The organism is Methylobacterium sp. 13MFTsu3.1M2, from assembly GCF_900112625.1.
Lineage (GTDB): Bacteria > Pseudomonadota > Alphaproteobacteria > Rhizobiales > Beijerinckiaceae > Methylobacterium.
In genome coordinates, this window is record NZ_FOMM01000010.1 from 168,488 (window position 1) to 191,745 (window position 23,258).

The 23,258-nt window shown below is 71.7% G+C and carries 22 protein-coding genes; 15 read left to right on the top strand and 7 right to left on the bottom strand.

The genetic code is table 11. From position 1 onward, the window contains the following. Positions 1–107 precede the first annotated feature (107 nt). Positions 108–410, top strand: coding sequence for a hypothetical protein (locus BM314_RS11410; protein ID WP_012320341.1), 303 nt, complete (start codon positions 108–110; stop codon positions 408–410). Here the strand turns inward: BM314_RS11410 and BM314_RS11415 are convergent. From BM314_RS11415 to BM314_RS11425, 3 genes are all read right to left on the bottom strand, one after another. Then, entirely contained in the window at positions 380–1,348 is a 969-nt protein-coding gene (locus BM314_RS11415; RefSeq protein ID WP_020093022.1) for a DMT family transporter, read from the bottom strand. The two genes, BM314_RS11410 and BM314_RS11415, sit on opposite strands and share 31 nt — an antisense overlap. Continuing rightward, positions 1,345–1,620, bottom strand: a complete 276-nt coding sequence (gene infA / locus BM314_RS11420) for a translation initiation factor IF-1 (protein ID WP_012320343.1) — start codon at positions 1,618–1,620, stop codon at positions 1,345–1,347. Before infA ends, BM314_RS11415 begins: the two co-directional genes overlap by 4 nt. 211 nt (positions 1,621–1,831) lie before the next feature. After that, positions 1,832–2,965 carry a branched-chain amino acid ABC transporter substrate-binding protein gene (locus tag BM314_RS11425; RefSeq protein ID WP_091978197.1) on the bottom strand — a complete coding sequence of 378 codons (1,134 nt, stop codon included), beginning with the start codon at positions 2,963–2,965 and terminating at the stop codon, positions 1,832–1,834. Positions 2,966–3,203: 238 nt separating this feature from the next. Here BM314_RS11425 and BM314_RS11430 point away from each other — a divergent pair, with 238 nt between their 5' ends. The 3 genes from BM314_RS11430 (at position 3,204) to BM314_RS11440 (ending at position 7,941) form a co-directional block, all read left to right on the top strand. Further along, positions 3,204–4,409 carry an amino acid aminotransferase gene (locus BM314_RS11430; protein ID WP_091978234.1) on the top strand — a complete coding sequence of 402 codons (1,206 nt, stop codon included), beginning with the start codon at positions 3,204–3,206 and terminating at the stop codon, positions 4,407–4,409. A 5-nt stretch (positions 4,410–4,414) separates the two neighbouring features. After that, positions 4,415–5,452, top strand: coding sequence for a hydroxyacid dehydrogenase (locus tag BM314_RS11435; RefSeq protein WP_091978198.1), 1,038 nt, complete (start codon positions 4,415–4,417; stop codon positions 5,450–5,452). A 485-nt stretch (positions 5,453–5,937) separates the two neighbouring features. Beyond that, the gene (locus BM314_RS11440; RefSeq protein ID WP_091978199.1) at positions 5,938–7,941 is read left to right on the top strand and encodes a TonB-dependent siderophore receptor; all 2,004 of its coding nucleotides are present in this window, start codon (positions 5,938–5,940) and stop codon (positions 7,939–7,941) included. A 10-nt stretch (positions 7,942–7,951) separates the two neighbouring features. On the opposite strand, the gene BM314_RS11445 is transcribed toward BM314_RS11440, so the two are convergent. The 3 genes from BM314_RS11445 to BM314_RS11455 all read right to left on the bottom strand — a co-directional run bounded on the left by BM314_RS11445 (position 7,952) and on the right by BM314_RS11455 (position 10,558). Next, positions 7,952–8,749: a hydroxypyruvate isomerase family protein gene (locus tag BM314_RS11445; RefSeq protein WP_091978200.1), complete on the bottom strand. Its 798-nt coding sequence runs from the start codon at positions 8,747–8,749 to the stop codon at positions 7,952–7,954. Further along, the gene (locus BM314_RS11450) at positions 8,746–9,423 is read right to left on the bottom strand and encodes an aspartate/glutamate racemase family protein (protein WP_091978201.1); all 678 of its coding nucleotides are present in this window, start codon (positions 9,421–9,423) and stop codon (positions 8,746–8,748) included. The genes BM314_RS11445 and BM314_RS11450 overlap by 4 nt, the downstream gene beginning before the upstream one ends. 85 nt (positions 9,424–9,508) lie before the next feature. After that, positions 9,509–10,558: a LacI family DNA-binding transcriptional regulator gene (locus tag BM314_RS11455; protein ID WP_091978202.1), complete on the bottom strand. Its 1,050-nt coding sequence runs from the start codon at positions 10,556–10,558 to the stop codon at positions 9,509–9,511. A 185-nt stretch (positions 10,559–10,743) separates the two neighbouring features. On the opposite strand from BM314_RS11455, the gene BM314_RS11460 reads away from it, so the two are divergent. The 9 genes from BM314_RS11460 (at position 10,744) to BM314_RS11500 (ending at position 20,305) form a co-directional block, all read left to right on the top strand. Continuing rightward, complete coding sequence (locus BM314_RS11460; protein WP_091978203.1) at positions 10,744–12,051, top strand: alpha-hydroxy acid oxidase; 1,308 nt, start codon at positions 10,744–10,746, stop codon at positions 12,049–12,051. Between the two features lie 177 nt (positions 12,052–12,228). Next, entirely contained in the window at positions 12,229–13,284 is a 1,056-nt protein-coding gene (locus BM314_RS11465) for a lactonase family protein (protein WP_244539918.1), read from the top strand. Between the two features lie 161 nt (positions 13,285–13,445). Further along, the gene (locus BM314_RS11470; RefSeq protein ID WP_091978205.1) at positions 13,446–14,741 is read left to right on the top strand and encodes an MFS transporter; all 1,296 of its coding nucleotides are present in this window, start codon (positions 13,446–13,448) and stop codon (positions 14,739–14,741) included. A 45-nt stretch (positions 14,742–14,786) separates the two neighbouring features. Continuing rightward, positions 14,787–15,617, top strand: coding sequence for an NAD-dependent epimerase/dehydratase family protein (locus tag BM314_RS11475; RefSeq protein WP_091978206.1), 831 nt, complete (start codon positions 14,787–14,789; stop codon positions 15,615–15,617). A gap of 64 nt (positions 15,618–15,681) precedes the next feature. Then, on the top strand, positions 15,682–16,383 hold the full coding sequence (locus tag BM314_RS11480) for a substrate-binding domain-containing protein (RefSeq protein ID WP_091978207.1): 702 nt from the start codon (positions 15,682–15,684) through the stop codon (positions 16,381–16,383). 98 nt (positions 16,384–16,481) lie between these two features. After that, positions 16,482–16,733 (top strand): type II toxin-antitoxin system ParD family antitoxin, encoded by a 252-nt coding sequence (locus BM314_RS11485; protein WP_210187341.1) that lies wholly within the window; start codon positions 16,482–16,484, stop codon positions 16,731–16,733. Further along, positions 16,730–17,020, top strand: a complete 291-nt coding sequence (locus BM314_RS11490; RefSeq protein WP_091978208.1) for a type II toxin-antitoxin system RelE/ParE family toxin — start codon at positions 16,730–16,732, stop codon at positions 17,018–17,020. The genes BM314_RS11485 and BM314_RS11490 overlap by 4 nt, the downstream gene beginning before the upstream one ends. A 151-nt stretch (positions 17,021–17,171) precedes the next feature. Next, positions 17,172–18,803, top strand: coding sequence for an ABC1 kinase family protein (locus BM314_RS11495; protein WP_020093008.1), 1,632 nt, complete (start codon positions 17,172–17,174; stop codon positions 18,801–18,803). 260 nt (positions 18,804–19,063) lie between these two features. Continuing rightward, entirely contained in the window at positions 19,064–20,305 is a 1,242-nt protein-coding gene (locus BM314_RS11500) for a sensor histidine kinase (protein WP_020093007.1), read from the top strand. Positions 20,306–20,326: 21 nt separating this feature from the next. Here BM314_RS11500 and BM314_RS11505 read toward each other — a convergent pair whose 3' ends face one another. Beyond that, complete coding sequence (locus tag BM314_RS11505; RefSeq protein WP_091927191.1) at positions 20,327–20,668, bottom strand: Hpt domain-containing protein; 342 nt, start codon at positions 20,666–20,668, stop codon at positions 20,327–20,329. 467 nt (positions 20,669–21,135) lie between these two features. Between BM314_RS11505 and BM314_RS11510 the strand changes: the two genes are divergently transcribed. Together BM314_RS11510 and BM314_RS11515 are read left to right on the top strand one after the other, a co-directional pair. Next, on the top strand, positions 21,136–22,929 hold the full coding sequence (locus BM314_RS11510) for an ABC transporter ATP-binding protein (protein WP_091978209.1): 1,794 nt from the start codon (positions 21,136–21,138) through the stop codon (positions 22,927–22,929). Next, positions 22,926–23,249: a low molecular weight protein tyrosine phosphatase family protein gene (locus BM314_RS11515; RefSeq protein WP_020093004.1), complete on the top strand. Its 324-nt coding sequence runs from the start codon at positions 22,926–22,928 to the stop codon at positions 23,247–23,249. The genes BM314_RS11510 and BM314_RS11515 overlap by 4 nt, the downstream gene beginning before the upstream one ends. Positions 23,250–23,258 lie beyond the last annotated feature (9 nt).

Sequence of the window (23,258 nt, forward strand, 5' to 3'; positions counted from 1 at the left end):
TCACGTCAAGCCGGCACGTGCGGCCGAACAAACGCCCCAAAGCTCGGGTGTGCTAGCAGCTCTGTGCCGATCGATCGGCACGAATCGCCTGCTTTCAGGGGGATGTCATGAAGTACCTTCTCGCGACGAGCCTTGTCGTCGGGAGCCTCGCCACGCTCGCGCCGGCCGCCCAGGCCCGCGACGGCATCGGCGCCGGCGGCGCGGCCGCCCTCGGCGTGCTCGGCGGCCTGGCCGTCGGCGGCGCCATCGCGTCGGCCAACAACGGCTACTACCCGGGCCGCCCGGTCTACCGCGCCCCGCCGCCGGTCTACGTCGAGGAGGATTACGGCCCGGTCTGCCACTTCGAGCGCCGCCGGACCTACGACGCCTACGGCGACGTCTACATCCGCCGCGTCCGCGTCTGCGAGTAGGCGGCTTCCGGAGTCGCCTCTGCGGCGGGCGCCGGTTTCAGGCGCTCGGCGCAGGCGATCCCGGCCAGCACCAGGGCCAGGGCGACCCCTTCCGTCGCGCCGAACGGCTCGCCGACCAGCAGGACGGCGAGGATCGCGCCGAAGATCGGCACGAGGTTGACGAACAGGCCGGCGCGGTTCGGGCCGATGATCTCGACGCCGCGCATGAAGAAGAGCTGCGCCAGCAGCGACGGCCCGAGGCCCACGAAGGCGACCATCAGCCAGCCCTCGCGGTTGGGCCAGACGGCGTGGCCCGTCGCCCACTCGACGGCGAGCGGCGGCAGCGAGGTGACGAAGGCCGCGACCGCCATCGCGGCGAAGAACACCAGGGCCGGCACCTTCGGGCGCGTCGGCAGGAAGATCGTGTAGCCCGCGTAGAGCAGGCAGGCGCCGAAGACGAGCACGTCGCCGCGGTTGAACGCGAGGGTCGTGAGCACCGACAGGTCGCCGTGCGTGGCGGCGAGGCCGGCGCCGACCAGGGTCAGCGCCACGCCCAGGACCTGCCCCGGCGTGACCGGCACCCGGTAGGCGAGCCGGTTCAGGACGATCACCAGCACGGGGATCGCCCCCTGGAACAGGGCGAGGTTGATCGCGCCGGTATGCACGCCGGCCGCGTAGAACAGGCAGTTGAAGGCCGTGTAGCCGAGGCCGCCCATCAGCAGGATGCGCAGCCAGTGCGGCCGCAGGAGCGGCCACGCGGCGGCGAGCCGGCGCGCGGCGAAGGGCATGAGCACCAGGCAGGCGACCGCCCATCGGAGCGTCGTGATGACCTGGGGCGACACGTGACCGGGCGCCCAGCGGCTGGTGACGGCGTTGCCAGCCCAGAGCAGCGCCGTGACGGTCAAGAGCAGGTAGGCGGGCGCCGCCGGGGAAGCCCGGCGCGCGCGCCCGGTCGTCAACGGCGGCGGAACTGACCGCCGCGCACCGGCGGGCGGGGTCCGGACGAGCGCTCGTCCTTGTGGCGGAACACGAGGCGGCCCTTCTCGAGGTCGTAGGGCGACATTTCGACCGTCACCCGGTCGCCCGCCAGCGTCTTGATGCGGTTCTTCTTCATCTTGCCGGCCGTGTAGGCCACGATCTCGTGGCCCTGGTCGAGCTGCACGCGGTAGCGCGCATCCGGCAGGATCTCGATCACGAGACCATCGAACTGCATCAATTCTTCTTTCGCCATGCACCTTCTCCAGTCGGACCGTCCGGCAGCAGGCGTTCCGGCAATGCGTGTTCGGCTGTCATCGAGCTCGGGAAACGCCGCAGGGCGCGGATCCGATCCGGGGGACCGCCCGCGCCAGCTCAGCAGCACCGCTCGCATGTAGTCCCCGCGGGAACCGGCCGCAAGTCACGGACACCGAACACGTTCCGTCATCGACACGATTTGCCGGCTCTCAGGGCTCGGCGTCGTTGCCGGCGTAGTCGAGGCGCCCGTCCGGCGTCCGGCGCCAGATCCGCAGGGCGATCGGTGCTGCGGCGCGGTCGCCCCGCGCGTCGAAGGCCACCGATCCGAGCAGCGTCCGGGACGGCCCCGTCCGCACGGACTCGGCCACCTTGTGGCCGTCCGCGATGCGGCCGGTCCTCGGGTCGGCGGCGCGGGTGCGCTCGGTCGCCTGCGCCAGGAGCTCCACGGCCACGTAGGCGTTGGCCGCGACGCTCTCCGCCTCGGGCGAGCGCGGCACCGGGCGAGCGCCGCGGATCTCGGGCAGGCGCGGCGGATCGGGAACCAGGGTCATGACCGTCCCCTCCCCGTCGCCGTCGACCGCGGCGAAGGCGGGGTCGAGGATGCCGTCGCTCGCCACCAGGGTCGCGCCGAGGCCGGCCTCGCGCATGGCGCGGAGCAGGGTCACGGCCTCGGGCGCGAGGCCGCCGAAATACACCGCGTCGAGGCGCGCCGCCTTCAGCCGCGCGACGAGGTCCGCGAGGTCGCGGTTGCCCCGGGGGAAGCCGTCGAACATCACCTCCGGCATGCCGGCCTCCTTCAGCCGCGCCGCCACCGCGTCGGCGAGGCCGCGGCCGAAGGTCGAGCGGTCGCTGAGGATCCCGACCCGGCGTCCCGCGAAGGCCTTCGCCAGGTAGGCCCCGGCCGCCCGACCCTGCTGGGCGTCGCTCGGTCCGAGGCGGAACAGGTTCCACAGACCCCGGCCGGTCAGCGGTCCGTATGACGCCGCGGGCGCGACCATGACCGCGCCCGCCTCCTCGTAGACGGGCGCCGCGGCCGCGACCGCCCCGGATTCGAGCGGTCCGACGACGAGGCGCACGCCGTCGGCGGCGAACTTCTTCGCGACGGCGACGGCCTGCCGCGCGTCGCCGCCGTCGTCGGCCGGGACGAGGACCCAGCGCGGGCGGCCGCCCGCGACGCGGTTGAGATCGGCCACCGCCTGCTCGGCGCCCTGCCGGAGCCCCTGGCCGAAGGCGGAATCAGGACCGGTCAGCGGCGCCGACAGGCCGATCCGCACCGGTGCCTGCGCGACGGCCGGGGCGGCCGCGAGGAGAAGGGCGAGGAACGGGAGGAGGCGACGGATCATGGCGACACTCTAGGACCGTCTCCGCCCCGACCGGAAGGGCGCCGCCCCCGGATCGCCCGGCCTATCGTCGGGCGCAGCGTCGCGCAGATCGTTGAGCGGATCGGGATGCTGATGCGCGCGGAAGCGCTGGCGGGCGGGCGCGATGTGCGGAATAAGGGCGTCGGCCCGGCCCGTCGCCGGGCGTGCCGGCGCCCCTCCGCGCGTCGCCGGCCGAGACCCTCTGGGACGATTGACGATCATGACCTCGCTGTTCGCCGGCATCCAGGACGCGCCGCTCGACCCGATCATGCGCCTGTTCGAGGCCTTCAACGCCGACCCGAGCCCCAAGAAGCTCAACCTCGTGGTCGGCGTGTACACGGACGCGGACGGCAAGGTGCCGCGCCTGCGCGCCGTGCAGACCGCCGAGAAGCGCTGGATCGAGAAGGGCCTGCCGAAGACCTACCGGCCGATCGAGGGCACCAAGCCGTTCCGCGACGCGGTCCAGGAACTCCTGTTCGGCAAGGGCGCGCCGATCCTGTCCCAGAACCGGGCCGCGACGCTCCAGAGCATCGGCGGCACCGGCGCGCTGAAGACCGGCGCCGACCTGCTGGCCAAGCTCTACCCGAACGCCACCGTGGCGGTGAGCAACCCCAGCTGGGAGAATCACAAGGCGCTGTTCGGCCAGGCCGGCTTCACCGTGGTCGACTATCCCTACTTCTCGTCCGAGACCGGCGGAGCCGACTACCAGGCCATGAAGGCCTATCTCCAGGATCTGCCGAAGGGCTCGATCGTGGTGCTGCACGCCTGCTGCCACAACCCGACGGGCGCCGATCTCGGCCTCGACGAGTGGCGCGACCTCGTGCCCCTGATGGCCGAGCGCGGCCTGATCCCGTTCCTCGACATCGCCTACCAGGGCTTCGGCAACGGGCTCGACGCCGACGCCGAGCCGGTGCGCCTGTTCGCCGAGTCCGGCCAGGAATTCCTGGTCGCCTCCTCGTTCTCGAAGTCGTTCTCGCTCTACGGCGAGCGCGTCGGCGCGCTCACCATCGTGGCCGAGAACCCGGCCGCGAAGGCCAAGGTCGAGGCCTTCGCCAAGCGGCTGGTGCGGGCGAGCTACTCGAACCCGCACACCCACGGCGCGGCGATCGTCGAGATCGTGCTCACCGACCCGGAGCTGCGCGCCGACTGGGAGCGGGAACTCGGCGAGATGCGCGACCGGATCCGCGCCATGCGCGAGCGGATGGCCGACAGCCTGCAGCAGCGCCACCCGGAGCGCGGCTTCGACGCCATCAAGGCGCAGAAGGGCATGTTCTCCTACACGGGCCTGAGCCCCGCCGAGGCCACTCGCCTGCGCGAGGACCACGAGGTCTACGCCCTGGAGACGGGCCGGATCTGCGTCGCCGCCGTCAACACCCACAACATCGACCACGTCATCGACGCGATCGACGCGGTGGTGAAGGGCTGAACCGGGTGTCGGCCCCCAAGCGCGTCTGCCGATTCAACGTCTGGATCAATCCGGTCTTCGACGCGCGCCTGGGGGCCGAGCCCGACATCGACCTGCAGGTCGGCGACCTGCAGGGACCGGAGGACGCGCTCGCGGCGCTGCTGGCGCGGGCCCACGTCCTCCACGTCTCGCCGGCGCGGGACGAGCTGCCGCGCCGCTGGCACGTGACCGACGCGCTGCTCGCCGAATGCCCAAATCTGCTCGCGGTCTCGTCGGCCGGCGCGGGCTTCGACACGGTGGACGCCACCGCCTGCACCCGGGCCGGCGTCGCGGTGGTGAACCAAGTGGGCGGCAATGCCCGCTCGGTGGCGGAACTGGCGATCGGCCTGATGCTCGCCGTCTCGCGCAAGATCTGCGTCTCCGACCGCCTGCTCCGGACCGCGCGCGGCTTCACCCGCGAATCGCTGATGGGCCACGAGATCGGCGGCGCGACCCTGGGCCTCATCGGGATCGGTCATACCGGCCGGGAGGTCGCCAAGCTGGCCCGCGGCTTCGACATGCGGGTTCTTGCCCACGATCCCCTGCTCTCGGACGCGGAGATCCGGGCCCGCGGCGCGGAGCCGGTGGACCGGGCGCGGCTGCTCGCCGAGTCCGACATCGTGTCCCTGCACTGCCCCCTCGACGACACCACCCGGGGCAGCTTCGACGCCGCGTCCTTCGCGGCGATGAAGCCGGGGGCGCTGTTCATCACCACCGCCCGGGGCGGGGTCCACGACGAGGCGGCGCTCGCCGCCGCGCTCACCGCCGGCCATCTCGCCGGGGCTGGCCTCGATGTCTGGTCGCCGGAACCGCCGTCCCTCGACGCGGCCCTGCTGCAGCTCGACACCGTGGTGGCGACCTACCACACCGCCGGCGTCACCCACGAGGCGCGGCGCAACGTGGCCGCCTGGGGGGCCGAGCAGATCGTCGGCCTGCTCCGGGGCGAGACGCCGCCGCGGCTCGTCAATCCCGAGGTCTGGCCCACGGTCCTCGAGCGCCGGGCGCGGCTGCTCGGCGGCGCCTGACCGGGAACAGGTCCCGCTCCGACCTATCTGGGCGGCGCGCGAATCGGTGAAGATCGCTCGGACGACGCGAGAGGCGTCGTCTGTGCAGATGCCCCGCGACCCGGCGTGTTGAGAGCCCGTGCGCCGGAGCGACCTCCCCTTCCCTCACCGCTCGAACCGGCGACGACGGCGTCTTCGCGCGCTTCGTGCGGGCGCACCGTCGATCCCGATCAGATTGTAGTTATTCAAAATCTAGCCTGGAGACTCCGCCGGCGATCAAGCTTGACCGTGAATGTTTCCGCACCGTATCTGGCGCCACTCGAAACAGAATGGTCGACATCGTGGTACGGCGTAACTGTCTAAGGTCTTGCACGCGGGCTTCGCGCGGTGTTTCCGGACGCGCAGCCAGAATCTCCCTCTTCCTCGCTCCGGTATTGCTCCCGTCTCCTGGCTGGGCTCAACTTGCCGTTGACAGTTCCCAGGAAGTCCAGCTGGAGGAGCTGTCGGTGGCGGGGACCGGCGACGGGACGTCCCGCATCGACGGTTACCGGGCCACGCGGGCGGTGAGCGCCACGCGGACCGACACGCCCGTCCGCGAGGTGCCGCAGACCATCGTGGCGGTGCCGCAGGAGGTGCTGGAGGACGCGGCGGCGACGCGGATCGACAGCGCCCTCGACCTCGCGGGCGTCGGCCGCGGCAACAATTTCGGCGGTCTCGGCCTGACCGAGTTCACGATCCGCGGCGTGGCGACCGGCGAGTATTACCGCAACGGGTTCCCGATCAACCGCGGCTACCCCAACAGCCCCGACATCGTCTCCATCGAGCGCATTGAGGTCCTCAAGGGCCCCTCGGCCTTCCTGTACGGCCGCGGCGATCCCGGCGGCACCTTCAACATCGTGACCAAGCAGCCGCTGGCGGCGCGCTCCCTCACGGTCGGCACGCAGTACGGCAGCTTCGGCGCCAAGCGGAGCACCTTCGACGCCACCGGCGCCCTCGACGAGAGCGGGCAGGTGCTGGCCCGCGTCACCGGCGCTGTCGAGGACAACGGCAGCTTCCGGGACTTCGTCACCAGCGACCGCTACGCCCTCGCCCCGGTCATCGCCTGGAAGCCGACGACGGACACGACCGTCACCCTGGAGAGCGACTTCGTCAGCACGGCGCAGACCTTCGACCGCGGCATCGTCCCGCTGGGGGGCAACGTGCGCGCCCTGCCGCGCAGCCGCTTCATCGGCGAGCCGGGCCTGCCGCCGGCCCATGTCGACAACGCCCTCGGCCAGCTGCGCGTCGAGCACCGGTTCGACCAGGACTGGGTGCTGAACCTCGGCGCCCAGGTGCTCGGCGGGAACCTGTCGGGCTACGGCGTCGGCGCCATCGGCCTGCTGCCGGATGGCCGGATCCAGCGGCGGACCCTGGAATGGCGGGACCTGACGTGGTCCGACCTCGACCTGCAGGCGAATCTCGCGGGGAAGTTCGAGACCGGCCCGTTCCGCCACACGCTCCTGCTCGGGCTGGAATACGACAGCTACCGCTACCGGGAGGTGTTCAACCGCTCGAACGTCGCGACGAACCCGTTCCTCCTCGACCTGCTGGCGCCGCGCTACGGCCAGCCGCTGCCGCCGATCACCGCGCGGGTCACGAACTTCCTGCAGAAGACCGAGAGCTACGCCGGCTACGTGCAGGACCAGATCGACCTCACGCCCCGCCTCCACGCCCTCCTGGGTGTCCGGGTCGAGGACCTCGGGCTGGTCTCGACGAACAACCTCACGAAGAGCACCACCAGCCTCCAGGGTCTGGTTGCGACGCCGCGCTTCGGCCTGCTCTACGACCTGACCGACACGGTCGCGCTCTACGGCAACTACGCGCGCTCGTTCCGGCCCAATATCGGCACGGATCGCAGCGGCCGGCCCTTCGCGTTCGAGGAGGGTGAGGGCTACGAGGCCGGCGCGAAGGTCAGCCTCCTCGACGGGCGCCTCGACGCCACCGCCGCCCTGTTCGAGATCCGGCGCACCAACGTCCTCAGCACCGATCCGGTCGACCCGAACTTCAGCGTGGCCACCGGCACCGTCCGCAGCCGCGGCTTCGACCTGACCGCCGCCGGCTACCTGGCCCCGGGCTGGCGCGTGATCGGGACCTACACGCGCGTCGACGCGGCCGTCGCCCGCGACAACACCCTGCCGGTCGGCACGCGCATCGCCAACGTGCCCGCCAACAGCCTCGCGTTCCAGACCGTCTACGAGTTCCAGAGCGGCGACCTGAAGGGGCTCGGCCTGGGCGGCGGCCTCGACTTCGTCGGCCGACGCGCCGCGGGGACGGCGCTCGCGACCTTCAACCTGCCGCAATACACGCTGGTCAACCTGATCTCGTACTACCAGATCGCGCCGGGCGTGCGGATCTACCTCAACGTCGACAACGTGTTCGACACGACGTTCTACGACCGCGCGTTCCAGAACCGCTACGCGACGCCGGGGCAGCCCCGCACAATCATCGGCGGCGTCGCCGCCCGGTTCTGAGGCCCCGGCGCTACGCCGCTGCCGCCCGCATCCAGCCGAGCCCTGCCTCGGTGCCGGCCGCGGGATGGTACTCGCAGCCGACGAAGCCGGAATAGCCGACCTCCTCCAGGGCGGAGAAGATCGGGTCGAAGGCGATCGTGCCGGTCCCCGGCTCGTGCCGCCCGGGATCGTCGGCGATCTGGACATGGGCGATGAGCGGCGCGTGCGCGCGGATCAGCGCCGTCGGGTCATAGCCGAGGCACACGCAGTGATAGGCGTCGAACAGCAGCTTGACGTTGTCGCGGCCGATCGTCCGGATCGCCTCGACCGCCAGCAGCGGGTCGTCGATCGCGTAGTCGGCGATCGAGCCGGGACCGATCGGCTCGACGATCACCGTCATGCCGCGCGCGCCGGCGGCGTCGGCCGCGAAGGCGAGGTTGTCAAGATAGGTGTCCCAGAGCCGCGCCCGCTCGACTCCCGCGGGCCGGACGCCCGCCATCGGGTGGACCATCCGGCAGCCGAGCTGCGCGACGTAGTCCAGTGTCGGCCCGATCGTGGAGCGGAAGTAATCGATCCGGTCGGGCAGCGCCGCGAAGCCCTTCTCGCCCTTGGCGGCGTCCCCTGCCGGGAAGCCGGTCTGGACCAGCGGCACGCCCGCCCGCTCCAGCCAGCCAGCGACCTCCCGGGCCGGCGTCGCGAACAGGTTGGGATGCTCGACCGCGCGGAACCCGGCACGGGCCGCGGCCGCGAAGCGCTCGGCCAGCGGCAGCTCCGTGAACAGGAAGCCGCAATGGCCGCTGAGACGATCCTTGTAGGCACCGAGCTTCATGGTCTGGCGCTCCCGCCGGTCTCGATCATCGCCCGCATCTGGTCCACCGCCGCGTGGGGCGCGGTCAGCACCGGGACGTCGACGGCCTTCCGCACGGCCTCGGCCGCGCGCGAGGTGGAGAAATGCGCGAGCATGATCGCGTCGCAGTCGCGCAGGTCCGGCGCCCGCTCGGCGATCAGCCGGTTGTGGGTCTCGGCGTCGCCGGCGCGCAGCCGCGCCATCGCGTCGTCCACCAGGACCGTCCGCAGGCTCGCCGGGCGTCCGGCCTCGGCGACGAACTCCTCGAACTCGTCCGTCATCGTGCCGACCGAGGGGCCGAAGGTCGCCAGCATGCCGATGCGCGCGCCCTGCGCGATCGCCGCGCGGAACATCGCCTCGTTGGGCTTGAGCACCGGCACCGGCACGGTCTCGATCAGCCGGTCGATCGCCGGACCGAAGGCCGAGCAGGTGATCAGGATGCCGTCGGCGCCCATGTCGTGGCCGTAGCGGCCGAACCGCACGAAGCGCTCGATCATCGTCTCCGAGATCGCGCCCGGCTCCTTCGCCCGATCGAGGGACAGGCCGTCGTCGAGCAGGTTGACGGTCTCGGCCTCCGGCCAGCGCTCGGCGAAGGCGGCCTGGATCGGCGCCATGGCGACCGGCGTCGCGTGCAGGAGGACGATGCGGGGAGCCATGCTGTGTTCCGGAGAATCTACGGAGCCGGACGGGGCCGGTCCGCATGTTGTAAGCGATTTCAACTGGGTGGCAAGATAGCGCAGGTCAGGCGTCGGCACGCCGCGGCGGAGCCGTGCTGGCGCGCAGGATCAGCTCGGCGTCGATCTCGGTGAGACGGACCATCGGCCGCCCCTGGATCCGGGCGATCAGGTGGTCGCCGGCGGCGTGGCCGATCTCGGCGGAGTGGATGCGGATCGTCGTCAGCGCCGGGTCGAGGAAGGGGGCGAAGTCCGAATCGTTGTGGCCGATCACCGACAGGTCGCCGGGAATGGAGAGCCCCCTTGCCCGCGCCTCGATCATCGCCCCGAAGGCGATCTGGTCGGTGCCGCAGATGATCGCGGTCGGCGGCGGGCCGCCGGCCAGCATCTGGCGGAACCCGTCGCGGCCGCCGCCGATCCCGTAGGAGATCTCCACGTCGTGCTCCGGGGCGAGCCGCAGGCCGCGGGCCGCGAGCGCCGCCGCGATGCCCGTCACCCGGGCGCCGCCGCGATCGTTGTCCTTGCGCAGGCCCGAGATTACTCCGATCCGGCGATGGCCGAGATCCATCAGGTAGTTGGCCGCCCGGGCCGCCGAGGCAGCGTTGTCGAAGCCCACGCAGGGGCGCTCGCGGGACAGGCTGAAGGTCTGCACCATCGGGATGCCGGCGCGGGCGATCCGAGCGTGGAGGTCCGGGTGGTGGATGTCGCCGACCAGCATCAGCCCGTCGACGCCGCGCTCCAGCAGGAAGGTCGCCTCACGGAGCTCGTCCTCCAGGTCGTAGCCGGCATTGGCCGCGACCAGGGTGTAGCCCGCCTGCCGCAGCCGGTCCTGGAAGCTCGACAGGACGCGCACGAAGGCCTCGTTCTCGATGTTCGGCACGACGGCGCCGACGGCCATGAAGCGGCGCGTCGAGAGCGCCCGGGCCGCCCCGTTGGCGACGAAGCCGAGATCCTGCGCGGCCCGCATCACCGCCGCGCGCTTGTCGGCCCGGACGCCGGCGGAGCCGTTCAGCACCCGGGAGACCGTCGCGGTCGAGACGCCGGCGCGGCGGGCGACGTCCCGGGCCACCGGGCTGCGCGTCGGCGGCTCGAGGATCTCCTCCGGCAGGTCCAGCACTGAGATCGATCTCCCATCCCGAACGGCCCCGCGGGGCAGCGCGTCGGCCCCGGATACGCGACGCGGCGATGCCCGGCCAGCAGAAGCGGGCCGAACCGGCAGTATATTGACACCCCACCCGGCCGCTGGCTATCTGAAAGCGCTTTCAAGAAGTCGCTCGATCGGGCGGCCCACAGGAGGATCCGATGGCGACGCTCGACCGGCCGGCCTCCGGATTGGGAGCCCCAGAGCGCGCCGCGCCGACCGTCGGCGGCGCGGACGCCGCGGCGCCGGGCATCGCGGCCCCGCAAGCCATCGTCACCAGTCTGAAGCGCAGCGACGCGGTCACGCCCTACCGGTTCCGCGACCTGCTGGCCCTCGACGATTTCGAGCGGCACGCCCGCAAGCTCCTGCCGCCGATGATCTTCCAGTACGTCTCCGGCGGGGTCGAGACCGGCTCGGCCCTGGCGCAGAGCCGTGGCGCCTACGCCGACTACGCCCTCGTCCCTCGCCTGATGCGGGACACCTCGGCGCGGGACACTGCCACCACGCTGTTCGGCCAGACCTACGCGGCGCCGTTCGGGATCGGGCCGCTGGGCGGGGCCGCCTTCATCGCCTACCGGGGCGACCTCGTGCTCGCCGAGGCGGCCCGGCGGATGAACCTGCCGATGTGCCTGAGCGCCTCCTCGCTGATCAGGCTGGAGGACGTCCACGCCCAGAACCCGCAGGCCTGGTTCCAGGGCTACCTGCCGGGCGACCAGAACCGGATCGACCGCCTCCTCGACCGGGTCGAGGCCACCGGCTACCGGACCTTCGTGGTGACCGCCGACACGCCGACCCTCGGCAACCGCGAGCACAACATCCGCAGCGGCTTCTCCATGCCGATCAAGGTCACGCCGAAGGTGGCGTGGCAGAGCGCCACCCATCCGCGCTGGCTGCTCGGGACCGTCGCCCGGACATTCCTCAAGCACGGGGCCCCGCACTTCGAGAACACCGAGGCCGAGCGCGGGCCGCCGATGATGTCCCAGGGCGCGGTGCGCAACACCATCGCCCGCGACCAGCTCTCGTGGAAGAACCTGGAGGCGATCCGCAAGCGCTGGTCCGGCAACCTGCTGGTGAAGGGCCTACTGGCGCCGGAGGACGTCGACATCGCGCGGGAGTGCGGCGCCGACGGCGTGATCCTCTCGACCCACGGCGGCCGCCAGCTCGACTACGCCGTCGCCCCCCTCGACGTGCTGCCGGAGATCGCCGCCCGGAAGGGCGGGCTGAAGATCATCGTCGACAGCGGCATCCGCCGGGGCACCGACGTGATGAAGGCGCTGGCGCTGGGCGCCGACTTCGTCCTGCTCGGCCGGCCCTTCATGTTCGCAGCGGCGCTCGGGGGCGCCGCGGGGGTCGAGCACGCGATGCGGATCCTCAAGGAGGAGCTCAACCGCGACATGGCGCTGATCGGCGTGAACCGCCTGTCCGAACTCAATCCCGACTTCCTGCGCCGCACCCCGCGGCGGGCCTGAGCCGATGGCGGGAGGATCGACCATCATCGGCTTCCCGGACACGCGCGGCGCGCCGGCGAGCGGCAGCGGGACAGCCGCCCGGGGCGCCGGGGCCGCCGCGCTCGGGCGCCCGGCATCCCCGCACCGTCGATCCCGCCGGCTGCCCCCGCAGCCCCGTCCCCGATCCGGATGCTCCGCATGACCGACCCCGGCCCCCGCGGCCTCGCCTTCGTGGGCTGCTTCACCACCGAGCGGCGCCGGGCGCGCGGCCGGGGCATCGACATCTATCGGACCGGTCGCGACCTCGGCGACTGGACGCATCTCGGCCGGGTCGAGAACCTGACGAACCCGTCTTTCCTGGTGACCGACCCGGCGCGCGCGATCCTCTACACGGTCCAGGGCGACGGCGAGGCGGCGAGCGCCTTGGCGCTGGAGCCCGACGGCACCCTGCGCGGCCTCGGCAGCGCCGCCACCGGCGGCACCAACAGCGTGCACCAGGCCCTCGACCCCGGGGGTCGGTTCCTGATCGTGGCCAACTACGCCAGCGGATCGGTCGCCCTCATGCCGGTGCGCGCCGATGGCGGCCTGGAGCCCGCGTGCCAAGTGCTGCCGCTCCCGGGCGAGCCGGGCCCGCACCGGACCGAGCAGGCCTGTGCCCACCCGCACCACGTGGTCCTGTCACCCGACGGTCGCCACGTCATCGTTCCCGACAAGGGCCTCGACCGCGTCTTCGTCCTGAAGCTCGCGGATGAGCGGCTCGCCATCGTCTCGGAAACCGCGATGCGTCCCGGCGCCGGCCCGCGCCACATCGCGTTCCACCCGCACGAGCCCCTCGCCTTCCTGGTCAACGAGCTCGACTCGAGCGTCGCCACCTGCCGGTGGGACGCGGACGCCGGAGCGCTGACGCCCCTGCACCTCGTCTCGACCCTGCCGCCGGACTTCTTCGGCGCGAGCACCGCCGCGGCCATCGCGGTCACGCCCGACGGGCGGTTCGTCTACGCGTCGAACCGCGGACAGGACGGGATCGCGCGGTTTCGGGCGGACCCGGCCGGGCGCCTCGAACCCGCGGGCTGGACGTCTTCCGGCGGCCGCGACCCGCGCTTCATGGTCCTGGCACCGGACGGAGGCCACCTGCTCGTCGCCAACGAGCAGGGCGACTGCCTCGTCGCCTTCGCCATCGACCCCGAGAGCGGAGACCTCACTCGGACCGGTTCGCGCCCGAGCCTCAGTCCCTGCACGATCGCGTTCCTGTAGGAGGCGCCGACGCGTTCAGGCCCGCGCCGCGCGCGGGCCCGACCATGCCCCTCGAAGGGGCAAGAGAGGCGGAACCGGCGGCGGTCGAGCCGTGACCTCTGACCGCCGGGCCGCACCAAGCAAACAAGAAAAGAAAATCATAAATATCCTGGAGGATGCCCATGTTCGCCAAGCGTTACAGGTTCCTGATCGCGTTCCTGCTGTTCCTCGCCGGTATCATCAACTACATGGACCGAGCGGCGCTCGGCGTCGCCGCGCCCTTCGTCAAGCAGGACCTGAACCTGTCGCCCTCGGAGCTGGGGGTGATCTTCAGCACGTTCTTCTTCGGTTACGCGCTGTTCGCCTTCGTGGGCGGGCAGCTTGCCGACCGCTACGGGCCGCGCAGCGTCTACAGCTGGGCGGCGGCCTCCTGGTCGGTCCTGTGCATGCTCACAGGGGCGGTGACCGGCTTCGCCCAGATGTTCATCGTCCGCGCCCTGTTCGGCTTCGCCGAGGGGCCGATGAACTCCACCACGAACCGCACCATCACCACGTGGTTCCCCCGCGAGGAGACCGCCCGGACCATCGGCTTCACTTTCTCGGGCCAGACGGTGGGCAGCGCCATCGCGGCGCCGGTCGTCGGCCTGCTGGCGATCCAGTACGGCTGGCGCGTGGCGTTCGTGGCCATCGGCGCCGTCGGCCTGCTGTGGGTCGTGGCGTGGCGGATGCTCATGACCGACCGGCCGCAGGACAATCCGCGGGTCCATCCGGAGGAGATCGCCCTCGTGGAGCGCAGCCGGGCGGTCACGCACCTCGCGCCCTCCGACCATGCCCGCTCGCTGAAGGAGTACCTGTTCCTGCCGAGCACCCTGTCGCTCGGGCTCGGCATGTTCGCGGTGAACTACACCCTCTACATCTTCCTCTCGTGGCTCCCGAGCTACCTCACCGATGCGCTGCACATGCCGGTGAAGGAGATGGCGCTCGTGGCGTCGATCCCCTGGGCCTGCGGCTTCGTCGGCTATGTCGGCGGGGGCGTGGTGGCGGACTTCGTCTACACGCGCATGGGCGACAAGCTCGCCGCGCGGAAGATCACCACGATCGTGCCGCTCGCCATCGCGGGGGTGGCCCTGATCATGGTCAACGCCGCGACCAGCACCGCCATGGCGGTCGCGCTGATCGCGCTCGCCGTGCTGATGCTGACCAGCTCGGTGCAATCCTGCTGGGCGACGATCCACGAGCTGGTGCCCGAGGCCCGGGTCGGCGGCGTCAGCGGCTTCATCCACCTCCTGAGCAACATCTCGGGCATCATCGGGCCGACTGCCACGGGACTGGCCGTGCAGTATCTCGGGGGCTACGCCAGCGCCTTCGTGATCGCCGCCCTGATCGCGGCGGCCGGCGTCGTCGCGATGGCGATCTTCGTGCGGCGGCCGCGCAACCCGGCGGAAGCCGGCCCCCTCACCGCGGCCAAGGCCGTCTGATCAACGGCATTCGGCCAAGGCCGCCGGAATCTGGAGCAGCGTCCCATGAGCGCCGAGACCGTCCCGCCCAAACCCGTCCTCCTGACCGGAGCCTCCGGCGCCCTCGGGCGCGTCCTGACCCGCGCGCTCGGCGCGCAGGGCTGGACGCTCCGGCTCACGGACCGCGTCCCCTTCCCCGACCCGTTGCCGGAGGGGGCGCGGTTCCAGGTCGCCGACCTGGAGGACGGGCCGGCGATCCTGCGGCTGGCGGAGGGCTGCGGCACGATCCTCCATTTCGGGGGGATCTCGGTGGAGCACCCGTTCGAGACCGTGATCGGCCCGAACATCCGCGGCCTCTACCACGCCTACGAGGCGGCCCGGCGCGAAGGCGCCCGGATGATCTTCGCCTCGTCGAACCACGCGATCGGCTTCCACCCGCGGTCCGAGGTGTTGGACGACGATTGCGGCCTCGCGCCCGACGGCTATTACGGCCTGTCCAAGGCCTACGGCGAGCTGATGGGCGGCCTCTACCGCGACAAGCACGGGGTCGAGAGCGTCTTCCTGCGGATCGGCTCGTGCTTCCCGGAACCGACCGACGCGCGGATGCTCACCACGTGGCTGTCCTACGCCGACCTGACCCGGCTGATCACCCGCGCCACCCTGGCCCCGGACCTCGGCCCGACGGGCTCGGTGGTGATCTGGGGCGCCTCGAACAACAGCCGCATGACCTGGTGGCGGAAGGACGGGCGCGCCGTCATCGGCTGGACGCCGCAGGACAGCGCCGATTCCCACGCGGCGGCGCTGGAGGGGAAGACCAGCGGCAACCCGGTGGTGGAGCGCTACCAGGGCGGCGGCTTCACGGCGATCGACTATTCCCGCGCCGCGCCGCCGCGGTGACGGACCGCTTCTTCGGCGCGCGGCCGCCCGACCGCTCCTCCCGAGACGAGAAACTGGACACACGATGCCGAACGAGCGACCCGAGACACGCCTCAAATGCGCCCTGGTGGTGCGCGGCGCCTTCGACGCCCACGTCGTCCCGGCCTTCGAGGCCGCGGGGGGCCGGACGGCGATCCACTGGGCGCCGACCACGGTCATCATGAAGTCCCTCGCCGAGGGCGAGACCGCCGACGCGGTGCTCGTCCTGTCGGACGCCATGGACCGGCTCGTCGCCGAGGACCGCGTCGAGCCCGAGAGCTGGGTCGACGTGGTGCGCTCGCGCTACGGCATCGCCGTCAAGGCCGGGGCTCCGCATCCGGACATCGCGACCGTCGAGGCGCTGAAGCGCACCCTGGTGGAGGCGCGGTCGGTGGCCTACTCGCGGACCGGCGCCAGCGGGATCTACTTCGCCGGCCTGCTGCCGCGGCTCGGCCTCGCCGACGCGGTGAACGCCCGGGCGACGATCATCCCGCAGGGCTTCACGGCCGAGAAGCTGGTCTCCGGGGAGGCCGACATCGCCGTCCAGCAGATCAGCGAGCTGATGGTCGTGCCCGGCATCGAGGTGGTCGGCCCCCTCCCCGACCCGGTGCAGGAGATGACGACCTTCGCGGCGGCGATCCTGCGCGGCGCGGCGGACCGGGACGGCGCGGCCCGATTCCTCGCCGGGCTGACGACGCCGCAGGCGGCCGAGGCCTATCGGACCAGCGGGCTGGAGCCGGCCTACTGACGGCCCATTCGTCTGGCCGTACCGTCGCGCTTGCAAGGAGCCCGCCGATCTTTGACAATCTCTGCCAAAGATCGTCATCCAGCGGGCGGAAGTGTCCCGTGGCCAGCATGAACGTCTCGCTGCCCGAAGCCATGAAGGCCTGGGTCGAGGCGCAGGCCGATACCGACCGCTACGCCAATGCCAGCGACTACGTGCGCGACCTGATCCGGCGCGACCAGGAGCGCTTGGCCAAGCTCGTCGATCTGCAGCGGCTGATCGACGAGGGGCTGGCGCGCGGCGTCAGCGACCGGTCGGAGCAGGATATCCGCCAGCTCGGGCGGACGCGATTGGCGGCCCGTCCGGAGCCATGACCTTCCGGACGACGCCCCGGGCCGATGTGGACATCGCCGAGGCCTGTGTGACGGGGGCGCTGCGCTTCGGCGTGACCCAGGCCGAGCGTTACCAGGACGGCCTGTTCGACGCCTTCCGCATGCTGGCCGCAACGCCGCAGATGGCGCGCGAGCGGCGCGAATTCACGCCACCCGTTCCGCTACATCCCTATCGAGCCCACGTGATCGTCTACGTCGTGGACGGGTCCGCCGTCCTCATCCTGCGCGTGCTGCACGGGCGACAGGACTGGGAACGGGCACTGACGTAGGAGTCGAGCCCGCCTCGATACTGGTGGCCGAACGGGTCTGCGGCGGTCTTGTTGCCACCGCCTCCGCGAAACCGGGGTTCGCGACCGCAAAAAAGTCCTTATGCTCGTGCTGTCCGGACGCCCAATCCCGTCCGACCGGATCGCTCCATTCATGCTGAAGACAGCCTTCGTTGCCGCCCGCGACCGCCAGCGGCTGTCGGAGATCGCGACGATCCTCATCGGCTTCGGCGTCACCCGCGTCGTGGACCGGCTCGGCCTGCGCTACCTGCCGCTCCTGCCGCGCCGCCAGCCCCGGGTCGACGTCACGCGCCTGTCCGAGCCGGAGCGGCTGCGCCGGGCGATCGAGGCGCTCGGGCCGACCTTCATCAAGTTCGGGCAGGTGCTGGCGAGCCGGCCGGACCTCCTGTCGCCGGCCTGGACCGAGGAGCTGCAGAAGCTCCACAGCCAGGTCGTGCCGGTGACGTGGGAGCAGATCGGCCCGCAGCTCGAGCTCGATCTCGGCGCCTCGCCCATGGAGGTGTTCGCCGAGTTCGACACCAACCCGATCGCCTCGGCGTCGATCGCCCAGGTCTACCGGGCGCGACTGCACTCGGGCGAGGACGTCATCGTCAAGGTGCTGCGGCCGAACCTGCGCAAGATCATCGAGGCGGATCTGCGCCTCATGGCGCACGGTGCCCGCATCGTCGAGAACGAGTGGCCCGACATGGCCCGCTACCAGCCGCGGGAGCAGATGCGCCACCTGGCGGAGGGCCTCAACGGCGAGCTCGACCTGCTTAACGAGGCGCGCAACTGCGAGCTGCTGGCCCAGATCTTCGAGGACCGCGACGACATCGTCTTCCCGAAGATCCACTGGGAGTACTGCTCCGAGCGGGTGCTGGTGCAGGACTTCATCCACGGCATCCCGCCCAACGACGAGGCGGCCCTGCGCGCGGCGGGCATCGACAAGAAGCTGCTCGCCCAGAAGGGAACCGACGCGTTCCTGCAGATGGCGCTGATCGAGGGCGTGTTCCACGCCGACCCGCATCCCGGCAACATGCTGGCCCTGCCCGGCAACAAGATCGGCTTCATCGATTTCGGCATCATCGGGCGGCTGTCGCAGCGGCGGCGCTCGCAGCTGCTCGTGCTGATCGGCGCCATGCTCAAGCAGGACGCCGACGGCCTCATGGCCGTGCTCCTCGACTGGACCGGCACCAGCAACCCGGACCTCACCCGCCTCCAGGTCTCGGCCCAGTCCTTCGTGGAGAGCCACTCGTCGATCCCGCTGAATCTGGGACTGGTGCTGACCGACTTCATGAACATGGCCCGCGAGAACGACCTCGCGATGCCGACCGACCTCGCCATCCTGTTCAAGGGACTGGTCACCGCCGACGGCGTGATGCGCCACCTCGACCCGAATTTCGACCTGTTCGCCGCCGCGGGCCCCACGGTCCGGGCGAGCATGCAGACGCAGTTCTCGCTCTCCGCCCTCAAGCAGAAGGCCGAGGCCCTGGGCGTCGGCCTCTACGGCGCCGCCTCGGAGCTGCCGACCCTGATCCACCTGATGCTGGTGCGGCTGAAGCAGGGTCGCGTCACCGTCGAGATCGAGGTGAAGGGCCTCGACAAGGTCACCCGCGGCATCGAGCGCGCGGCCGCGCGGGTCGCCGTGGCCCTGGTGGTGGCGGCCTTCGCCACGCAACTCGCACCCCGCCTCATCGATCTCGGCACGCCCGTCTTCGTCTCGATCGGATTGATAATTTTTATCCTCGGGATCGGCTGGCTCGTGCTGCTGATGCGAAACAAGTAACCGTCTTCGCACCCGCACAGGGCTCCAACATAAGTTTTCATCTGCAGGCGAATACCGAGCTGATTTGATTATCCTGCGCGCCATGCTAGCGTGAGACATCCAACGATTCGCTCGGCTGCGGGCGGGGAACCGGCACCAGAAGCGGTCTGAACCGCCGGTGCGGCCCTGCCATCGACATCCGTTGCCGCACCGCGCGGTCGGGGAGCTCCGACGGCGCGCCGCGCACGGGCGCCCCGTCGGGATGACGAGGGGGGCGGGCGATGGAAGTGGACATCGTACGGCCGCGGATCGACGGGGCGGAGCGCCGCGTCGAGACGCTCGAGGCGGAGAACATCCGCCTGCGCAGCCTGCTCAGCCAGGCGACCGCCCAGGCCGACTGGGAGCGGCAGCGGAGCCGCCGGCTCGGCCGAATCATCGAGACGGCGAGCCGCGTCGAGGCCGGTCGCATGGCGGCCGAGCGGGTCGAGGCGCCCCGCGGGCCGTCGCCCCGCGAACCGGCCGGCCTCGGGCTCGAGGCGAGGCCGCGCCCCTCCGGCCGCGCGCGCGCGATCGGCCTGCCGCAGGCCCCGAACGATTACCTGGAACTGCTGGACCGCGACGGGCGCCTGATCACCGCCAGCGAGGACGGTCCGGCCCTGTCCGCCGCCGGGGACGAGGCGGACGCCATCGGCCGGCCCTGGATCGACGCCTGGACGCGCCCCGAGGACCGGGAGGCGGTGGCCGAGGCGCTCGATCGGGCCCGGATCGGCCGCCCGAGCCGGTTCCAGGCCCAGTCGGAATCCGGCGGCGCGCTCCGCTGGTGGGACGTGGCCGTCACGCCGATCGGCGCGGCGCCGGACCGGCCCGAGCGGATCCTGGCGGTGTCGCGCGACATCACCGACCAGAAGCTGTCCGAGGCGCGCCAGACGCTGCTGATGCAGGAACTCGCCCATCGGATGAAGAACACCATGGCCATGGTTCAGGCCGTCGCGACGCAGACCATGCGCAACGCGCCGTCGCTGGAGGCAGCCGGCGAGGCGCTGGCCGCGCGGCTCCTGGCGCTCGCGAAGGCGCACGACGTGCTGCTCCAGGGCTCGTTCACCCGGGCCTCCCTGAGTGGTCTGGTCGAGGGCGCCGTGTCGCTCCACGGGGACGGCGTCGCGGGCCGGTTCCGCATCGCCGGTCCCGAGCTGACGCTCGGACCGCGCCACGGCATGACCCTGGCGCTGATGCTGCACGAGCTCGGAACCAACGCGGCCAAGTACGGCGCGCTGTCGGTGGCCGCCGGCTGGGTCTGCATCACGTGGAACGTGGCCGAGGCAGAGGGCGGCCAGACCCTCCGGTTCCGCTGGGAGGAGAGCGGCGGACCGCCGGTCACGCCACCGACCCGCACGGGGTTCGGCACACGGCTCATCGCCCGCAGCCTCGCCCACAGCTTCGGCGGGACCGCCCGCATGAGCTACCCGCGCGAGGGCGCGGTGCTGACCTTCGAGGCGCCCCTCGACGCGGTGATGGTCGCCTGATCGCGATGCGGCCGCGCGGCCCTAGGCGCTCAGCCGGGTCTCCGCCTGCAGGTCCCGCAGGGCCGCGACGGTCCGGTCGCGCAGGGTCCTGAGATCGACCAGCGATCGGGTCAGATCGTCGCCCGCCATGGCCGATTCCTCGAGGCCGCGGCAGGCCCGGGACAGCTCGGCGCAGCCGAGCATGCCGGACATCGAGACCAGCGTGTGCGCCTCGCGGCCGTAATCGTCGCTCGCGCGATCCGGTCCCTCGAAGGCGGTGGTCAGGCTGACGACGAACCGGTCGAGGATGCGGACGAGCTTTTCCGTGCCGATCACGGCCGTGAGTTCCTCGAGCGCGTCCCGGTTCACCAGGGAGTGCGACACCGTCGGTCTCCAAGTACGGATCCGCGACAGCGATCCGAGAGAGGCGCGCAACCGAGGCGCCGCACAACGGCCCAGTTTGCAGCGAAGTGTTTACACCGCGTTGCGTCAGCTTTTCAACGAAGCGTGACCGTTCCCCAGGCTCCGCAGGGTTGACCCGGGTGCATGGATCGGCCGTCGCGACTGGCCGAAGCTTCGCGATGGTCGTTGCGAATCAGTTCGGGCTCTCCTAGCCTCGTGCTCCTGTCGCGCTCGCACCAGGGAGGGAGCTGCATGATCGCTGTGTTTGCCACCCTCCGAGCAGGATTCGTCGGCGCCCCCGCGCGGGTCGGCTAGCCGTTTCCCGCTTTCGCCCGGCCCTGCCGCCCGGCGCCTCTGAACCCGATCCTGCCTGATCTCGCCGGCGCGCATCGTTCGCGATGGGACGCGGCGTCACCCGGAGCCGACGCTCGCCCGCGTCGGGCACTCGCATGTCTCTGTCGTCTCCCCGGAAGGCGGACGCGGTCCGTCGCGTCCTGGCCTTCGTCGTCCGCAGCTGGCGCAGGCGCTGGCCCCTCGTCGCCGGTCTCACCGGCGCGATCACGCTCGCCACCCTGGCGGAGGTGCTGCTGCCGCTCTTCGCGGGCCGCTTGGTCGACGCGCTCTCCGGGAGCGACCGACGCGCGGCGCTGGACGCGGCCTGGCCGGCCTTCCTGGCGATGACCGGGCTCGGCCTCGCCACCGCGCTGCTGCGGCACGTCGCCTGGAGCCTCGTGGTGCCGCTCTCCCTGCGCACCATGAGCGACATCGTCGGCAACGGCTTCGCCCGGGTCCAGCGCTTCTCGACCGAGTGGCACGCCAACACCTTCTCGGGCTCCACCGTCCGGAAGATCTCCCGCGGCATGTGGGCGATCGACGGGCTCAACGACACGCTGCTGCTGTCGCTCCTGCCCGCGCTCGTCGTCCTCGTGGGCACGGCCCTGGTCCTCGGCCTGCACTGGCCGGCCCTCGGCGCGACGGTCGCGATCGGCGCCGGCGCCTATGTCGGCGCGACCGCGCTGCTCGCGACCCGCGTCATCGCGCCCGCGGCCGCGCTCTCGAACGCCCTCGACACCCGCCTCGGCGGCGCGCTGAGCGACGCGATCGGCAACAACGCCGTCGTCAAGGCCTTCGGCGCGGAGGCGCGGGAGGAGGCGCGGCTCGGCCGGCTGCTGGCGAAGTGGCAGCGGCGGACCCGGCGCACGTGGATGATCGTCACCTGGGGCGGCACCGGCCAGCTCGGGCTGCTGCTCGTCCTGCGCACCGCCATCGTCGCCATCGCCCTGTGGCTGTGGTGGCGGGAGCGGGCGAGCCCGGGCGACGTCGCCTACGTCCTGACCGCGACCTTCGTGGTGCACGGCTACCTCCGCGACATCGGCGGCCACATCAACCACTTGCAGCGGGCCATCAACGAGATGGAGGAGCTGGTCGCCCTGGAGGCCGAACCCGTCGGCGTCGCCGACCGGCCCGGCGCGGTCCCGCTCGCGGTCGCGGTCGCGGGCGGGGCGATCCGGTTCGAGACCGTGCGCTTCCACTACGGCGACCACACGCGGCCCCTCTACGACGGGCTGACCGTGACGATTCCGGCCGGCCAGCGCGTCGGGCTGGTCGGGCGCTCGGGCTCCGGCAAGACGACCTTCGTCAAGCTGATCCAGCGGCTCTACGACGTATCGGGCGGGCGCGTGACGATCGACGGGCAGGACGTGGCGTCGGCGAGCCAGGCGAGCCTGCGCGCGCAGGTCGCCATCGTGCCCCAGGAGCCGGTGCTGTTCCACCGCTCCCTGGCCGAGAACATCGCCTACGCCCGGCCCGGCGCCTCGGCGCAGGAGATCGAGCGGGCGGCGCGCCTCGCCAACGCGCACGACTTCATCGCGCGGCTGCCGAAGGGCTACGCGACGCTGGTGGGCGAGCGCGGGGTCAAGCTGTCGGGCGGCGAGCGCCAGCGGGTGGCGCTCGCCCGCGCCTTCCTGGCGGACGCGCCGATCCTGATCCTCGACGAGGCGACCTCGAGCCTGGATTCCGAGTCGGAAGCTCTGGTGCAGGAGGCCATGGCGCGGCTGATGCGCGGGCGAACCGCCCTGGTCATCGCCCACCGCCTGTCCACGGTGCGGGCCCTCGACCGGATCCTCGTCTTCGACCACGGTCGCATCGTCGAGGACGGGCCTCACGCCGCCCTGCTGCGCCGCCCGAACGGGGCGTACCGCGCCCTGTTCGAGCGGCAAGCCGACCTCGCGGAAAGCGCGTGAGGATCCTGTTCGTCTGCGGCCGGGCGCGCGCCCGCAGCCCGACCGCGGAACAGATCTTCGCGCGGCTGCCCGGCATCGAGACCGCCAGCGCGGGGGTGTCGCCCGACGCCGACGAGCCGGTGGACGCCGATCATCTCGCCTGGGCGGAGATCGTCGTCGTCATGGAGCGCGCGCACCGGCGCAAGCTGATGCGCCGCTTCGGGGCCGCCCTGCGCGGGACCCGCCTCGTCTGCCTCGACATCCCCGACGTGCACGACTTCATGGCGCCGGCGCTGGTGGCGCTGCTCGACGCGCGCGCCGGCCGCTTCCTGCCGCGCTGAGACCCGCCA

Coding starts and splice junctions, on each gene's coding strand:
- BM314_RS11470 (WP_091978205.1), top strand. CDS start 13,446: ATGTTCGCCAAGCGTTACAGGTTCCTGATCGCGTTCCTGCTGTTCCTC.
- BM314_RS11450 (WP_091978201.1), bottom strand. CDS start 9,423: ATGGCTCCCCGCATCGTCCTCCTGCACGCGACGCCGGTCGCCATGGCG.
- BM314_RS11510 (WP_091978209.1), top strand. CDS start 21,136: ATGTCTCTGTCGTCTCCCCGGAAGGCGGACGCGGTCCGTCGCGTCCTG.
- BM314_RS11500 (WP_020093007.1), top strand. CDS start 19,064: ATGGAAGTGGACATCGTACGGCCGCGGATCGACGGGGCGGAGCGCCGC.
- BM314_RS11425 (WP_091978197.1), bottom strand. CDS start 2,965: ATGATCCGTCGCCTCCTCCCGTTCCTCGCCCTTCTCCTCGCGGCCGCC.
- BM314_RS11410 (WP_012320341.1), top strand. CDS start 108: ATGAAGTACCTTCTCGCGACGAGCCTTGTCGTCGGGAGCCTCGCCACG.
- BM314_RS11430 (WP_091978234.1), top strand. CDS start 3,204: ATGACCTCGCTGTTCGCCGGCATCCAGGACGCGCCGCTCGACCCGATC.
- BM314_RS11480 (WP_091978207.1), top strand. CDS start 15,682: ATGCCGAACGAGCGACCCGAGACACGCCTCAAATGCGCCCTGGTGGTG.
- infA (WP_012320343.1), bottom strand. CDS start 1,620: ATGGCGAAAGAAGAATTGATGCAGTTCGATGGTCTCGTGATCGAGATC.
- BM314_RS11495 (WP_020093008.1), top strand. CDS start 17,172: ATGCTGAAGACAGCCTTCGTTGCCGCCCGCGACCGCCAGCGGCTGTCG.
- BM314_RS11475 (WP_091978206.1), top strand. CDS start 14,787: ATGAGCGCCGAGACCGTCCCGCCCAAACCCGTCCTCCTGACCGGAGCC.
- BM314_RS11465 (WP_244539918.1), top strand. CDS start 12,229: ATGACCGACCCCGGCCCCCGCGGCCTCGCCTTCGTGGGCTGCTTCACC.
- BM314_RS11490 (WP_091978208.1), top strand. CDS start 16,730: ATGACCTTCCGGACGACGCCCCGGGCCGATGTGGACATCGCCGAGGCC.
- BM314_RS11445 (WP_091978200.1), bottom strand. CDS start 8,749: ATGAAGCTCGGTGCCTACAAGGATCGTCTCAGCGGCCATTGCGGCTTC.
- BM314_RS11460 (WP_091978203.1), top strand. CDS start 10,744: ATGGCGACGCTCGACCGGCCGGCCTCCGGATTGGGAGCCCCAGAGCGC.